This window comes from Streptomyces sp. Je 1-369 (assembly GCF_026810505.1).
Taxonomy (GTDB): Bacteria; Actinomycetota; Actinomycetes; order Streptomycetales; family Streptomycetaceae; genus Streptomyces.
Map to the genome: position 1 here is coordinate 6,039,731 of NZ_CP101750.1, position 14,230 is coordinate 6,053,960.

Annotated in this window: 13 protein-coding genes; 8 read left to right on the top strand and 5 right to left on the bottom strand. The window is 70.9% G+C overall.

Annotated features, from left to right (window positions below):
- Window positions 1-62: 62 nt before the first annotated feature.
- Window positions 63-476: a hypothetical protein gene (locus NOO62_RS27560; protein WP_268773516.1), complete on the top strand. Its 414-nt coding sequence runs from the start codon at window positions 63-65 to the stop codon at window positions 474-476.
- Between the two features lie 148 nt (window positions 477-624).
- The gene (locus NOO62_RS27565) at window positions 625-1,716 is read left to right on the top strand and encodes an alpha/beta hydrolase (protein WP_321170611.1); all 1,092 of its coding nucleotides are present in this window, start codon (window positions 625-627) and stop codon (window positions 1,714-1,716) included.
- Between the two features lie 13 nt (window positions 1,717-1,729).
- Here NOO62_RS27565 and NOO62_RS27570 read toward each other — a convergent pair whose 3' ends face one another.
- Together NOO62_RS27570 and NOO62_RS27575 are read right to left on the bottom strand one after the other, a co-directional pair.
- Window positions 1,730-3,130, bottom strand: a complete 1,401-nt coding sequence (locus NOO62_RS27570) for a sensor histidine kinase (RefSeq protein WP_268773517.1) — start codon at window positions 3,128-3,130, stop codon at window positions 1,730-1,732.
- Window positions 3,127-3,867, bottom strand: coding sequence for a response regulator transcription factor (locus tag NOO62_RS27575; protein ID WP_268773518.1), 741 nt, complete (start codon window positions 3,865-3,867; stop codon window positions 3,127-3,129). The genes NOO62_RS27570 and NOO62_RS27575 overlap by 4 nt, the downstream gene beginning before the upstream one ends.
- 64 nt (window positions 3,868-3,931) lie before the next feature.
- Here NOO62_RS27575 and NOO62_RS27580 point away from each other — a divergent pair, with 64 nt between their 5' ends.
- A complete protein-coding gene (locus NOO62_RS27580; protein ID WP_268773519.1) occupies window positions 3,932-5,077 on the top strand; it encodes a UDP-N-acetylglucosamine--N-acetylmuramyl-(pentapeptide) pyrophosphoryl-undecaprenol N-acetylglucosamine transferase in 1,146 nt (381 codons plus the stop codon).
- Window positions 5,074-6,069: an SDR family NAD(P)-dependent oxidoreductase gene (locus NOO62_RS27585; protein WP_268773520.1), complete on the top strand. Its 996-nt coding sequence runs from the start codon at window positions 5,074-5,076 to the stop codon at window positions 6,067-6,069. The genes NOO62_RS27580 and NOO62_RS27585 overlap by 4 nt, the downstream gene beginning before the upstream one ends.
- A gap of 69 nt (window positions 6,070-6,138) precedes the next feature.
- Here NOO62_RS27585 and NOO62_RS27590 read toward each other — a convergent pair whose 3' ends face one another.
- Window positions 6,139-6,780 carry a TetR/AcrR family transcriptional regulator gene (locus NOO62_RS27590; RefSeq protein ID WP_268773521.1) on the bottom strand — a complete coding sequence of 214 codons (642 nt, stop codon included), beginning with the start codon at window positions 6,778-6,780 and terminating at the stop codon, window positions 6,139-6,141.
- A 309-nt stretch (window positions 6,781-7,089) separates the two neighbouring features.
- Between NOO62_RS27590 and NOO62_RS27595 the strand changes: the two genes are divergently transcribed.
- From NOO62_RS27595 to NOO62_RS27610, 4 genes are all read left to right on the top strand, one after another.
- Complete coding sequence (locus NOO62_RS27595; protein WP_268773522.1) at window positions 7,090-8,085, top strand: tetratricopeptide repeat protein; 996 nt, start codon at window positions 7,090-7,092, stop codon at window positions 8,083-8,085.
- A gap of 633 nt (window positions 8,086-8,718) precedes the next feature.
- The gene (locus tag NOO62_RS27600; protein ID WP_268773523.1) at window positions 8,719-9,351 is read left to right on the top strand and encodes a DUF6230 family protein; all 633 of its coding nucleotides are present in this window, start codon (window positions 8,719-8,721) and stop codon (window positions 9,349-9,351) included.
- Between the two features lie 147 nt (window positions 9,352-9,498).
- Window positions 9,499-10,068, top strand: coding sequence for a DUF6114 domain-containing protein (locus tag NOO62_RS27605; RefSeq protein WP_268773524.1), 570 nt, complete (start codon window positions 9,499-9,501; stop codon window positions 10,066-10,068).
- Window positions 10,058-11,425: a hypothetical protein gene (locus NOO62_RS27610; protein WP_268773525.1), complete on the top strand. Its 1,368-nt coding sequence runs from the start codon at window positions 10,058-10,060 to the stop codon at window positions 11,423-11,425. Before NOO62_RS27605 ends, NOO62_RS27610 begins: the two co-directional genes overlap by 11 nt.
- Window positions 11,426-11,501: 76 nt before the next feature.
- On the opposite strand, the gene pyk is transcribed toward NOO62_RS27610, so the two are convergent.
- Both pyk and NOO62_RS27620 read right to left on the bottom strand, forming a co-directional pair.
- Window positions 11,502-12,932 carry a pyruvate kinase gene (gene pyk / locus NOO62_RS27615; protein ID WP_268773526.1) on the bottom strand — a complete coding sequence of 477 codons (1,431 nt, stop codon included), beginning with the start codon at window positions 12,930-12,932 and terminating at the stop codon, window positions 11,502-11,504.
- Between the two features lie 73 nt (window positions 12,933-13,005).
- Window positions 13,006-14,223, bottom strand: a complete 1,218-nt coding sequence (locus NOO62_RS27620) for an acetate kinase (RefSeq protein WP_268773528.1) — start codon at window positions 14,221-14,223, stop codon at window positions 13,006-13,008.
- Between the last annotated feature and the right edge of the window lie 7 nt (window positions 14,224-14,230).

The window sequence follows — 14,230 nt, forward strand, 5'->3', positions numbered from 1 at the left end:
GTTCCCCCGTTACGGCTGACTGGTTCAGATCATTGGCTCACCGGTAGAAATGAGAGGTACTGATGGTGAAGGTATCCAGGATCGCGGCCGCGGTCGTTCCCGTCGCTGCGCTGATCGCGATGGGCATGGCCGGTCCGGCGCACGCAGGAGAAAACTGTACCGATAAGTCCGATGATGGCGGCGCCACGGCCACGTTCAAGCACGACGGCGAGCATCTCCTGGTCACGGACAACTTCCGTGACGGGCACTCGGCGATCGGGCATCTGGAGATGGCTGATCATTCGGGCGATCATTACTGGTACTGGAACAGAAATGGGAAGGGAACAACGAAAGATTTCAACCTTCCCAATATCGTGGACGGAGTGGGTGTCCACATCGGCGCCTATCTGGGGAACTGGCAAGGAACCGCGGACGGGGGAATAGACTTCAACTCCAACAACGTGATTCCTTATTGCGGCGGAGTGGCCCTGAAGTGACCCGGTCCCGCGCGACGGGCCCGTGACGTGCCCGGCCCTGCCGCCGCCGAGGAGACCGACGGCAGCAGGGCCGGAATTTTTAGGTTTAAGGCCCCGGGGCCAGGGCAGGCGCTCGCGCGGCCAGCGACCCCCCGCCCCAGGAGAATCCGTGAGCTCAACCGGTCACGCCCGCACCGCCGCCCTCGCCATCGGTGCCGCCACCTGCACCGTCCTCGGCGCGCTGCTCGTGGGCGGCTCCGGCGAAGTGAGCGCGAGCCCGCCGCCCGAGCCCAAGGTGCAGGACGACTTCGACTCGCTCGGCCCCGACGTGCGGGCCGCGAAGCTCTCCGACGGGCGGACCGCGCACTACTCCGACACCGGCGAGAAGGACGGCAAGCCCGTCCTGTTCATCGGCGGCACCGGCACCAGCGCCCGTGCCTCGCACATGACGGACTTCTTCCGCTCGACCCGCGAGGACCTGGGCCTGCGCCTCATCTCCGTGGAGCGCAACGGCTTCGGCGACACCGAGTTCGACGAGGACCTCGGCAAGGCCGACTTCGCCAAGGACGCCCTGGAGGTCCTCGACAGGCTCGGTGTCGACGACGTGTCCGTCGTCGCGATATCCGGCGGCGGCCCCTACGCCGCCGAGCTCGCCGCCCGCGCCCCCGAGCGGATCTCGCAGCTCCACCTCGCCGCCGCCCTGCCTCCGTACGGCACGAAGCCCGAATACTGCGGGCTGTCGGACGACGCGCTCTCCGACGCCGTCAAGGAGCAGATCAAGGACCCGCGCAAGTGGTGGGCCTTCCCCGACGACAGCCCCGTCAAGTCCATCCCGGGCTTCGCGGACACGGCGTACGAGGAAGGGGCGCGCACGTACAACCAGCGCGGCCAGCAGGCCGACCCCGCGCCGCAGGTGCACGAGCAGAAGCTGTACTGCGGGCGCCCCGGCCCCGACCTGTCGAAGCTCGACGCCCCCGTCTACCTCTACGGCGGCAAGAAGGACACCACCGTGCCGCCCGCCACGCTGAAGACGTGGCAGAAGGAGCTGCCGGGCACGGCGAAGGTGCGCTCGTACGCCGACTCCGGGCACGACGTGCAGTACCGGCACTGGGACCAGATCCTCGTCGACCTGGCCGGCCACGGCGACCGCACCGTGGTCTGCAAGGGCGACCACACGCGCGTACTCGTGGCCCGCGAGGCCGACCGGCTCGTCACCAAGGGCAAGGCCACGCCGGGCAGCTGCGCCTGGAAGAAGGGGTAGCCCTCAGGGTGCTCTAGGCACCCGGCAGCGTCAGGCGGAACAGCGCGCCGCCCCCCGGCGCCCGCTCCGCCGTCAGTTCCGCGTCGTGTGCGTGGGCGATCTGCCGGGCCATCGCCAGGCCGAGGCCCGATCCTGGCAGGGCGCGGGCCTTATCGGCGCGGTAGAAGCGGTCGAAGACGTACGGGAGGTCCTCCTCCGCGATGCCGGGGCCGTGGTCGCGTACGGTCAGCTCGGTGCGGGTCAGGGTGATCTCGACCGGGCCGCCCGGCGGGCTGAACTTGGCCGCGTTGTCGACGAGGTTGGTGAGCAGGCGGGACAGCCGGGCCGGTACGCCGGGCAGGTCGAGGTCGGCCGCTTCCGGCGCCACGTGGAGCTCGAAGGAGACCGCGGGCCAGTGGCCGCGTGCCGCGTCGACCGTGTGGGCGGCGAGCGGGGCGAGTCGTACCTCTTCGAGCAGGGGCTGCGGCTCCGCCTCCCTGGCCAGCTCGATCAGGTCGTTGACCAGGCCGGTGACCTCGCGCAGCTGACGGGCGAGTGCCCCGGAGGCGCGGTCTCGCTGGGTGTCCGTCAGACGGTCCGCGCGTGCCAGGAGTTCCGCGTTCGTACGCAGCGCCGTCAGCGGGGTGCGCAGCTCGTGCGAGGCGTCGGCGACCAGTCGGCGGCGGGCCGCGACGGACTCCTCCAGTTCGGCCAGCATCGTGTTGAAGGAGGTGGCGAGGCGGGTCACCTCGTCCTCGTGGCCCGCGCGGGCGGGTCGGCCCGGGGGGAGTTCGATGCGGTGACGGGCGTCGCGCGTCGCGGCGATGCGCTCCGCGGTGGCCGTGAGGCGGGTGATCGGGGCCAGGCCGGTGCGGGAGACCCAGTAGCCGCCGAGCGCGGAGAGCAGTACGCCCGCGCCGCCCACCGCGGCCAGCAGCGACGCGGCCTGGCTGACGCCGCGCTCGGCGATGTCCGCGCGCAGGGCGACCTGCACGGCCTCGCCCTCCTTGCCGAACGTGGTGGTGTACATGCGGCCGGGCTTGCCCCCGGGGAGCGTGATGTTCGCGTAGTAGGGGGGACGGCGGCCGTCGGCGACCGAGCGCGTCAGCCCCGACACCGGCAGCAGGTACGGCTTCGACGGGTCGTCCGCCGCATCCGCGGGAACGAGCTGGGAGCAGGCGGGCGCGCCCAGGAACCGGCACTCGCCCGTCATGACGCCGAGCCCCTCGGAGCGGTGCTGCTGGGCGATGAGCGTCGCCGACTGGGCGAGGTTCTGGTCGAGCTGCTGGTACAGCTTGTAGCGGATCACGAAGAACGCGGCGGCGCACACCCCGATCGCCACCACCGCCACGGCGGCCGCCGCGACCACCGCCAGCCGGGTCCGCAGCGGCCTGCGCCGCCGCCACCGCGCGCCCAGCCTGCGCCGCGCGCTCACGGGGAACCCAGCCGGTAGCCGACGCCGTGCACGGTGTGGACGAGACGGGGCTCGCCGCCCGACTCCAGCTTCCGGCGCAGGTAACCCACGTACACGGCAAGCGAGTTGGAGTCGGGGCCGAAGTCCCGCCCCCACACCGCCTGCTGGATCAGCTCGCGCGGCAGGACCTGCCCCGCGTTGCGCAGCAGCAGCTCCAACAGGACGGCCTCCGTGCGGCTGAACTCGACCCGCCGCCCGCCGCGCCGACCGGTGCGCGTCGCGGGATCCAGGACCAGATCACCGTACGAGAGGTCGTCCCCGTCGTCCGCGGCCCGCTCCGGCGTCGCACGCCGCAGCAGCGCCCGCACCCGCGCCACCAGCTCGTCCAGCGCGAACGGCTTCACCAAGTAGTCGTCGGCGCCCGCGTCCAGACCGTCGACGCGCTCGCTCACCGAGTCCAGGGCCGTCAGGACGAGGACCGGCGTGCGGTCGCCCGCGGCGCGCAGCTGACGGCAGACCGCGAGGCCGTCCATGACCGGCATCAGGACATCGAGGACCACCAGGTCCGGCTCCCAGCGCGCCACCGCCGTCAGCGCGCGGTGGCCGTCCGCCGCGCCCCGCACGTGGTGGCCCTCGACCGTCAGGGCGTCCTCGACGGCGGCGCGGACCTCGGGGTCGTCGTCGACGACGAGGATGCGGAGCGCCGTCCCGCCCGCGCCCGGCGGGCCGCCCTTACTGGTCACGCTCGTGAAACTCATGGTCCAAAGGTGCCAAACGCGGCTCTTAAAACCCTCTTAGACCCTCGCGTGAGGCTCCACTCCCATGCGAACCTCTCTCTCCGTCGTGATCGGCGCGGGCGGCACCGGCGGGCACATCTATCCCGGACTCGCCCTCGCCGACGCGCTGCGCCGGGCCGTGCCGGGCGCCGTGATCTCCTTCGTCGGCACCGAACGGGGCCTGGAGACCCGGCTGATACCGGACGCCGGGTACCGCCTCCACACCGTCGACATGATCCCCTTCGACCCGTCGCTCGGTGCCCGCCGCTATCTGCTCCCCGCCGCCCTGGTGAAGTCCGGCGCCCAGTGCCGGACCATCCTGCGGGAGCAGGGCGCGCAGGTCGCCGTCGGCATGGGCGGCTACCCCAGCGCCCCCGTCATCGTCGGCGCGCGCATGGCGGGGCTGCCGAGCCTCATCCACGAGTCCAACGCCGTACCGGGCCGCGCCAACCGGTTCGCCGCCCGGCTCACCCCGAACATCGCGGTGGCCTTCGACCGCAGCCGCGCCCACCTGCCCGGCGGCGAGCGCGCGCACACCACCGGCATGCCGATCGCGGCGCCGCTCGCCGCGCTCGACCGGGCCGCGCTGCGCCCGGAGGCCCGGCGTGAGCTCGGCGTGCCGCCGGGCGCCCGCCTGATCCTCTTCAACGGCGGCAGCCTCGGCGCGGCCCGCCTCACGGCGGCGGCGGTCGGCCTCGCGGCGCGTTGGCGGGAGCGCGGGGACGTACACCTCCTCATCAAGACCGGACCCGCGGCCCTGGAGGAGACACGGGCGCGGCTCGCCGCGGAAGGCGGTGACGCGGTCGCCCGCGCCGTGCCCTACCTCGACCGCATGGACCTCTCCTACGCCGCCGCCGACCTCGTCGTGTGCCGCGCGGGCTCGGCGACCGTCGCCGAACTCGCCGCCACCGGTGTCCCCGCCGTCCTCGTGCCCTACCCGCACGCGCCCGGCGACCACCAGACCCACAACGCCCGGGTCCTCTCCGACGCCGGCGCGGGCCTCCTGCTGCCCGACGCCGAGACGACCGCGGACCGGCTCGCGCAGCTAGTCGGCCCGCTCCTCGCGGACCCGGTACGGCTCGCCGCGATGAGCGGCGCCGCCGACCCCGGACCGCACGCCCGCGCCGCCGACCTGCTCGCCGAGCGGGTCCTCGGACTCACCCACCCCACATCCCACCTGGAGTACGCGTGAAGACCTTTTCCTGGCAGAACCGCACCGTCCTCGTCACCGGCGCCGAGGGCTTCATCGGCTCGACGCTCGTCGACCAGCTCCTCGAAGCGGGCGCGAAGGTCCGCGCGTTCGTGCACTACAAGCCGTACGCGGAGAAGGGGCACCTGGCGCATCTCCTCGGCGACCCGCGGGTCGAGATGATCGCGGGCGATGTGCGGGACGCGGGGCGCGTGATGGACGCGGTCGCCGGGTGCGACACGGTCTTCCACCTCGCCGCGCTGATCGGCATCCCGTACTCGTACGACTCCCCGGGCGCGTACGTCCAGACGAACGTCGTCGGCACGGAGAACGTCGCTGAGGCGTGCCGCAGGCACTCCGTGCGGCGCATGGTGCACACGTCCACGAGTGAGGTGTACGGGACCGCCCTGACGGCGCCGATCAGTGAGGCGCACCCGCTTCAGCCGCAGTCGCCGTACTCCGCGTCGAAGATCGGCGCCGACATGATGGCGCTCTCGCACTGGCACGCGTTCGAGCTGCCGGTGACGGTGGTGCGGCCCTTCAACACGTACGGTCCGCGGCAGTCCGCCCGCGCCGTCATCCCCACGATCCTCGCCCAACTGCACGCCGGTGCGCGCGAGATCAAGCTGGGATCGCTGACGCCCACGCGGGACTTCACGTACGTGACGGACACGGCGCGCGGGTTCATGGCGATGGCGGTCGCCGACCGGGCGCTCGGCCACGCGGTCAACCTCGGCGTGGGCCGGGAGATCTCCATCGGTGACCTCGCCGAGGCGCTCATCTCGGCGTCGGGGCGGGAGGCGTCCGTGGTCGTCGACCCGGCGCGGCTCCGCCCCTCGGGGAGCGAGGTGGAGCGGCTGCTTTCGGACAACTCCCGGGCGCGGGAGTGGGCCGGGTGGGCCCCGGCCATCTCTCTTGAGGACGGATTGAAGCTGACCTCGGAGTGGGTCGCCGAGAACCTGCGGCTGTTCGCTCCTGAGCGGTATCAGGTGTGAGTCTCAGCCGCGGGCCGGTGGGGGCCGGTCGCGCAGTTCCCCGCGCCCCTTACGGGGCGCCCCCACCCTTCACGCCTGCGCCGCGGCCGCCGCGAGCCCGCCGAGCAGCAGCAGCGTGAACCGCCGTGCCCACTCCTCGTCCACCGGTTCCGCGCTGACCAGGGCACGGTGGACCACCGCGCCCGCGATCACGTCGAAGATGAGGTCGGCGGTGCGGCCCGCCGAGACCGCGTCCGGCTCCGCGGGGAGTTCGCCGCGCTCCTGGGCCCGCTTGCGGCCCGCGAGGACGAGCCGTTTCTGGCGGTCGACGATGGACGCGCGGATGCGGTCCCGCAGCGGCTCGTCCGTCGTGGACTCGGCGACCACCGCCATCAGCGCCGTCTTCGTCTCGGGACGCCCGAGCAGCACCGCGAACTGCAGGACGACGCCCTCGATGTCCGCGGCGAGGCTGCCCCGGTCGGGCAGCTCGAGCTCGTCGAAGAGCTCCGCCACCGCGTCCACGACGAGCTCGCTCTTGCCCGCCCAGCGCCGGTACAGGGTCGTCTTGGCGACGCCCGCGCGCGTGGCGACGGCGCCCAGCGTCAGCTTGGACCAGCCCAGTTCGACGAGGCCCTGCCGGGTCGCCTCCAGGATCGCGGCGTCGGCGGCCGCGCTGCGCGGGCGGCCGCCGGTGCGGGCGGGAGGCGTGGAGGACGTCGTACGGCTCTGCATGGCGGCGACCATACCGGCCAGTACGTAGCCGTTCGGGGTGCCGAGTGAGGGAGATCACCGGAAGGGGTCTCCCCAGGCCCGGGAGCGGACAGTTACGCTACGACCCGTAGCGAAAGCCACGAGCGACAGACCACGCAGCACCGGCCCGGGGTGGGGACCCCGGGCCATCAACACCGTCAACATCATCGACGCCATCGACCGGTCCGCCGGTCTCCACAGGGACCTGAACCGTGCCGCCCCTGACCCCGCATTCCGGCGGAGGGTCACGGACGGGCACGGTTCCCGCACGGCTTGGGGGAGGATGTACTCATGCAGCCACGGAACATGTCCATGAGCGGAGTCGTCGACCTCGCCGCGGTGAAGGCGGCCCAGGAGGCCAAGGCGAAGGCGGAGCAGGCGCGCGCCGAAGCGGCCCGGCAGGGCGGGGGCGCGGCGGGCGCCGCGATCACCCCGGCCTCCCTCGTCATCGATGTCGACGAGGCGGGCTTCGAGCGCGACGTCCTGCAGCGCTCCACCGAGGTCCCGGTCGTCATCGACTTCTGGGCCGAGTGGTGCGAGCCGTGCAAGCAGCTGGGCCCCCTCCTGGAGCGGCTCGCGCAGGAATACAACGGCCGTTTCCTCCTTGCCAAGATCGATGTCGACGCGAACCAGATGCTGATGCAGCAGTTCGGGGTCCAGGGGATCCCGGCCGTCTTCGCGGTGGTGGCCGGACAGGCCCTGCCGCTCTTCCAGGGCGCCGCCCCCGAGGCGCAGATCCGCCAGACCCTGGACCAGCTCATCCAGGTCGGCGAGGAGCGCTTCGGCCTGACCGGTCTGGTCGTCGACGGCGACGGCGACGGCGACGCGCAGGGCGAGCAGGCCCCCGCGGCGCCCGAGGTGCCGGCCGGTCCGCACGACGCCCTGCTCGAAGCGGCCGTACAGGCGCTGGACGCGGGCGATCTCGCCGGTGCGGTGCGGGCGTACAAGAACGTGCTCAGCGACGATCCCGCCAACACCGAGGCCAAGCTCGGCCTCGCCCAGGCCGAACTGCTACAGCGCGTCCAGGGCCTGGACGCGCAGGTGGTCCGCAAGGACGCGGCCGACCGTCCCGCGGACGTGCGGGCGCAGATCGCCGCCGCCGACCTGGACCTGGTGGGCGGCCACGTCGAGGACGCCTTCGGGCGGCTCATCGACGCGGTCCGGCGCACCGCGGGCGACGACCGGGACGCGGCGCGGGTGCGGCTCCTCGAACTCTTCGAGGTCGTGGGCGGCGAGGACCCGCGCGTCACGTCGGCGCGCACGCAGCTCGCCCGGGTGCTCTTCTGACCCGAGTCGGCTGACCAGTCCCTAAACGCGGGGCTGTGTGATGCCGGAGTGAAAAGTCTGTTCCCAGGCGCCACAGTGGCCGCACTTTGCCAAAACTTGGCAATTGCGGCCACTGTTACTCCAAGTAAGACATCGGCTTCCCTCTGCGTGGATACGTCCGATGATGCCCCGTTCTGCGACGCCACCCGGGGCCACCGTCCGTGCCCGACCGATACCGCCCGGTCGCGCTTCGGTTATCCGGCCGTTACTAGCCAGTAACGAACCCCCTTGTGCGGGGGCCGAGAATGCACCACGATCGGCCACGCTCGGTCCGTTGACCCGTAGCCCGAAAGCCAGTCGGGAGCGGGCCTTCCGGGTCCCCACCGAGCAGGCCGGTGACGCCGTCGCCGGTCTGGACAGGGGGGTCTCTGCCGTCACCGGCAGGGCCTGTCCGCGAGGTTGTGCGTGATGCGTCAGGCGCGACCAGTGGTTGTCGCTCGGGGGTGATCGCCGGTGAACGTGGTGCGGTTGCGCGCCTCCGATGCGGGCGCTCTCCTTCCCGAGGACGTAGCACTTCTCCCATCCCTGCCCGGCTGAGCCGCCCGAAAGGGAGCAGTCAGGGCCGGAGATGTACGTCCGAGAAGGAGGAAAGTCATGGAATCTGTGGCTCGTGGCGGAACCAGATGGAAGCGGTTCGCCGTAGTCATGGTGCCGAGCGTCGCGGCTACCGCCGCGATAGGTGTCGCCCTCTCGCAGGGCGCGCTCGCGGCATCGTTCAGTGTGTCCGGCCAGTCGTTCAAGGTCTCGGCCGACAAGCTCGACGGCCACGGAATGGTCCAGTACGGCGGCGTTGACGTCGGTGTCGACATGGAGGGCAAGAAGGCCGCCCACCCCGTGTCGGTCTCCGCCTTCAAGAGGGCCAAGATCACCAACATGTGCCAGTCCGTCGTGACGCACATCCCGGTGCTCGGCGACGTCACGCTCCAGCTGAACGCGGGTGGCGGCAAGAAGCCCGTCGAGGCCAAGAACCTGTACATCGACGTGGCGCAGCTCGATGCCGACGCCGAGTTCAGGAACATCAACATCGGTGTCGCGGCCGGGTCCTCCACCAAGGGCCCCGGCATGAAGGGCGGCAAGGAGCAGGCGAACCCGAACGGTTTCGCCCAGGAAGCCGACCGCGCCATCCTGAAGGACATCGAGCAGACGGCCTGGGCCACCAGCGCCGGCACCTTCAAGCTGAGCGGCCTCAACATGAAGCTGCACAAGGGCAAGAAGGAGTGCTTCTAAGCACTCGCTGAGCCCTTGACCCGCCGATCTGTGAGGGCGGGGACGGGGCAGCGGCCGGACGGGCGGGCGGGGAGATCCACTCTCCCGCCCGCCACCGCAGAGCTTCACCGAATTCACGTACCGCCGGTTCCAAGGAGCTGTTTTCCCATGAGCGCCAAGTCACCGGGGCCGAACGACCACTTCCTCACCGTCTACCGCAGGAAGTTCCGGGCCTGGCGGGGCTCCCGCCCGTTCTGGGCAGGCCTCCTCACCATCCTTGGCGGCGTGCCGATCGCCTACCTGCCCTACGGCAACATCAAGCTCGGCAACCTGACGCTCGCCCTGGCCACGACGGCGGGAGCGGGTTCGCTGATCATCGGCGTACTCCTGATGGTGCTCGGTCTGACCATGTGGTTCCAGGTGCACACGCGCGTCTTCGCGGGTGTCGCGGCGATCCTGCTCGCCCTGGTCTCCCTGGTCGTCTCCAACATCGGCGGCTTCCTCGTCGGCTTCCTGCTCGCACTGATCGGCGGCGCCCTCGGCATCGCCTGGGGCGAGCCCGGGAGCGCGCCCGCGAAGGGTGCGAGGGGCGCGAGGGCCGCGAAGGGGCGGACGGAGAACCGGTCCGAGCCCGCGGTCGCGGGCGCTCCGAACGGTGTGGACGGTGCGAGCGCTACCGACGATCTGTCAGCAACGAGCCCGGTGGACGGGACGAACGGGAGGCACCGTGCAGGCTGACGAGGTGCACCACGACGACTCCGCGGGGGAGTCCCGTGCGAGATCCGGGCCGCGTCACGCGGCCCCCAGGAAGCCGCTGCTCACCCGTCTGCAGATGCCCGCGGGCAAGGCGATAGCCCTCGCGGCCATGCCGAGTGCGGTGCTCATGGGAATGGGCCTGACGCCCACGCTCGCGCAGGCGAAGCCGGGCGTCCCCAAGAACCCCTTCCGGGACGGCCCGTGTGTCACGGCGCCGGACGACGCTTCCAAGGACGTCGAGAAGGAAGCGAAGGACGCGCAGGACGCCAAGGACGCGCAGGACGCCGAGGACGCCAAGAAGAAGGCGGAGCAGGACGAGGCGGCCAAGGGCGAGGCGGGCAAGGACGAGGCGGCCAAGGGCGAGGCGGGCAAGGGCTCCACCGAGCCGACGCCCTCCTCTTCCGGGGACGCGAAGACCGACCCGTCCTCGGACGCGGGGGACGCGGGGGACACGGGAGACACCGGGGACAAGGACACGGCCAAGGAGCCCGAGCCGGACCCCACGCCCTCCAAGACCAAGAACCCCTGGGACCCGCTGGGTGTGGGCGACGCGCTCAAGGACGTCTTCACGCCCGACAAGCCGGACGACAAGCCCGCCGACGAGAAGTCCCCGGACGCGACACCGTCCCCCTCCGCCTCGGAGGAGACCAAGTCGCCCGAGGACAAGCCCGAGGACAAGGCCAAGGACGCCGCCAAGGACACGACCGACAAGGTCACCAAGCCGGTCGAGGACGCTGCCGACGAGCTCAAGGACAAGGCCGACGAGCTCAAGGACAAGGCCGAGGGCGACGAGTCCGAGAAGGCCGAGGAGCCCGAGGAGTCCGTGGACCCCATGGCCCCGGACGCGGACGGCAAGAAGCCGTTCCCGTGCGTGGTCGAGAAGAAGGTCGACGGTGACGCCGAGCAGACGCCCGCGCCGATCCCGGACGACCCGTGGCAGCTGGAGGCAAGCTCCCTGCTCCTCAAGGGCCTCGACTACAAGGGCGTCGTGAACCTGACGACGGCCGGAGGCAAGAAGAAGCAGGCGCTCAAGTTCACCGTCGACAACGGCACGGACATCGGCGACCTGCACCAGATCGCCCCCGGCCCCGACGGCTCGAAGTACCACATCAAGGCGGACGAGGGCTCCACGTCCACGATCCGCGACGGGCAGACGATCATGTACACGGAGCGGCTGCAGGGCAACCTGTTCGGGCTGATCCCGATCGTCTTCGACCCCGAGCACCCGCCGCCGCTGAACGTCCCGATCGCGTACTTCACCAAGGTGAAGGTGACGCAGGCCGCTCAGTTCGGCGGCACCCTGACGGTGCCCGGCCTGGAGCAGACGATCGATCGCTAGGCCCCGTTCGTGACGAACGCCGAGGGCGCCCCCTTTCGCAGGGGGCGCCCTCGGCGTTCGTACGGGGGAGCGGGGGTCAGTCGCGCTCGCCGCCGCCCAGGTGGTGCACCCGGACCATGTTGGTGGTGCCGGGGACGCCGGGGGGCGAGCCCGCCGTGATGACGACCGTGTCGCCGTCGTTGAAGCGGTTGAGCTTGACCAGCTCGGCGTCGACGAGCTCGACCATCGCGTCGGTGTTGTCGACGTGCGGCACGACGTACGTGTCCACGCCCCAGCTCAGCGTGAGCTGGTTGCGGGTCGACTCGTCCGTGGTGAACGCCAGGATCGGCTGGGCCGCGCGGTAGCGGGAGAGGCGGCGGGCCGTGTCGCCGGACTGCGTGAAGGCGATCAGCGCCTCACCGCCCAGGAAGTCCGCGATCTCGCACGCGGCACGGGCCACCGAACCACCCTGCGTACGCGGCTTCTTGCCCGGCACCAGCGGCTGGAGGCCCTTGGAGAGCAGCTCGCCCTCGGCGGCCTGCACGATCTTCGACATCGTCTTGACGGTCTCGATCGGGTACGCGCCGACGCTCGACTCGGCCGACAGCATGACCGCGTCGGCGCCGTCCAGGATCGCGTTGGCGACGTCGGACGCCTCGGCGCGCGTGGGGCGCGAGTTGGTGATCATCGACTCCATCATCTGGGTCGCGACGATCACCGGCTTGGCGTTGCGGCGGCACATCTCCACGAGGCGCTTCTGCACCATCGGGACCTTCTCGAGCGGGTACTCGACGGCCAGGTCGCCACGGGCCACCATCACGGCGTCGAACGCCGCGACGACGCCCTCCATGTTGGCGACGGCCTGCGGCTTCTCCACCTTGGCGATGACGGGGACCCGGCGGCCCTCCTCGTCCATCACCTTGTGGACGTCCTTGACGTCGCTCGCGTCGCGCACGAAGGAGAGGGCGACCATGTCGCAGCCCATCTTCAGGGCGAAGCGGAGGTCCTCGATGTCCTTCTCCGACAGGGCGGGCACGTTCACGGCCGCGCCGGGCAGGTTGATGCCCTTGTGGTCGGAGATGACACCGCCCTCGACGACGATCGTCTTCACGCGCGGGCCGTCCACCTCGACGACGCGCAGCTCGACGTTGCCGTCGTTGATGAGGACCTGGTCGCCCTTGGAGACGTCGCCGGGCAGACCCTTGTAGGTCGTGCCGCAGATGGACTTGTCGCCGGGGACGTCCTCGGTGGTGATGGTGAACTCGTCACCGCGCACCAGCTCGACGGGACCCTCGGCGAAGGTCTCCAGACGGATCTTCGGGCCCTGGAGGTCGGCGAGGACACCGATGGCACGGCCGGTCTTCCCGGCGGCCGCACGGACGCGGTCGTACCGCCCCTGGTGCTCGGCGTGCGTGCCGTGGCTGAAGTTGAATCGGGCCACGTTCATGCCGGCCTCGATCAGCGAGACGAGCTGCTCTTCGGAGTCGACGGCGGGGCCCAGCGTGCAGACGATTTTGGAACGGCGCATGGGGCGATCCTATCGGTTTGTTTCGCTACGGAATATTCCGTCTGGTGGAATCTACAAATGGGCGGCTGTGCGCTCAGGCGTTGCGGTCACTGACCAATGCATACGTCTGATCGGCGATCTCCAGTTCTTCGTCGGTGGGCACCACGGCGACGGCCACGCGTGCGTACTCCGGCGAAATGAGACGGGGTTCGTCGGAACGTACGGAATTGAGTGCACCGTCCACCGCGAGACCCAGCTCTTCCAGGCCCGCCACCGCCGCTTCCCGCACCGGAGCGGCGTTCTCGCCGACACCGGCCGTGAACACGATGGCGTCCACCTTGCCGAGCACCGCGTAATACGCGCCGATGTACTTCTTCAAACGGTGGATGTAGATGTCGAAGGCGAGCGCCGCCTCTTCGTCACCGGCGTCTATACGGCGCCTGATCTCCCGCATGTCGTTGTCGCCGCAGAGACCGATCAGACCGCTCTTCTTGTTGACCAGAATGTCGATCTCGTCGATGGACATTCCGCCGACCCGGGCGAGATGGAAGATCACCGCGGGATCCATGTCACCGGTACGGGTACCCATCACGAGCCCCTCCAGTGGCGTGAGCCCCATCGATGTGTCGACGCACTTCCCGCCCCGCACCGCGCTCGCCGAAGCGCCGTTGCCCAGGTGCAGCACGATGACGTTGACGTCCTCGGGGGCCCTGCCGAGCAGCGCCGCGGTCTTGCGCGAGACGTACGCGTGGGACGTGCCGTGGAAGCCGTAGCGCCGCACGCGGTGCTCGTCGGCGGTCTTCACGTCGAGCGCGTACCGCGCCGCGGACTCCGGCATCGTCGTGTGGAACGCGGTGTCGAAGACGGCGACCTGCGGCAGGTCGGGGCGGATCGCCCGGGCGGTGCGGATGCCGGTGATGTTCGCCGGGTTGTGCAGCGGCGCCACCGGGACGAGGCGCTCGATCTCCTTCAGGACCGCGTCGTCGATCACCGTCGGCTCGGTGAACTTCAGGCCGCCGTGCACGACGCGGTGGCCGATCGCGGCGAGCTCGGGGGAGTCGAGGCCGAGCCCGTCGGCGGACAGCTCGTCGGCGACGGCCCGCAGCGCCTGCTCATGGTCGGCGATCGGCTCCTCGCGCTCACGGGACTCGGCGCCGCCGCCGGTCAGCGGGGTGTGCTTGAGCCGGGAGGTCTCCTCGCCGATCCGCTCGACCAGGCCGACGGCGAGACGCGAACTGTCCCGCATGTCGAGGAGCTGGTACTTCACCGACGACGAGCCGGAGTTGAGGACGAGTACGCGCGTGGCGGTCACTGATGAG

Excerpts from the sequence above, each read along its gene's own strand:
- NOO62_RS27605 (WP_268773524.1), top strand. The coding sequence starts at position 9,499 with ATGAGCGCCAAGTCACCGGGGCCGAACGACCACTTCCTCACCGTCTAC.
- NOO62_RS27600 (WP_268773523.1), top strand. The coding sequence starts at position 8,719 with ATGGAATCTGTGGCTCGTGGCGGAACCAGATGGAAGCGGTTCGCCGTA.
- NOO62_RS27590 (WP_268773521.1), bottom strand. The coding sequence starts at position 6,780 with ATGCAGAGCCGTACGACGTCCTCCACGCCTCCCGCCCGCACCGGCGGC.
- NOO62_RS27575 (WP_268773518.1), bottom strand. The coding sequence starts at position 3,867 with ATGAGTTTCACGAGCGTGACCAGTAAGGGCGGCCCGCCGGGCGCGGGC.
- pyk (WP_268773526.1), bottom strand. The coding sequence starts at position 12,932 with ATGCGCCGTTCCAAAATCGTCTGCACGCTGGGCCCCGCCGTCGACTCC.
- NOO62_RS27580 (WP_268773519.1), top strand. The coding sequence starts at position 3,932 with ATGCGAACCTCTCTCTCCGTCGTGATCGGCGCGGGCGGCACCGGCGGG.
- NOO62_RS27560 (WP_268773516.1), top strand. The coding sequence starts at position 63 with ATGGTGAAGGTATCCAGGATCGCGGCCGCGGTCGTTCCCGTCGCTGCG.
- NOO62_RS27595 (WP_268773522.1), top strand. The coding sequence starts at position 7,090 with ATGCAGCCACGGAACATGTCCATGAGCGGAGTCGTCGACCTCGCCGCG.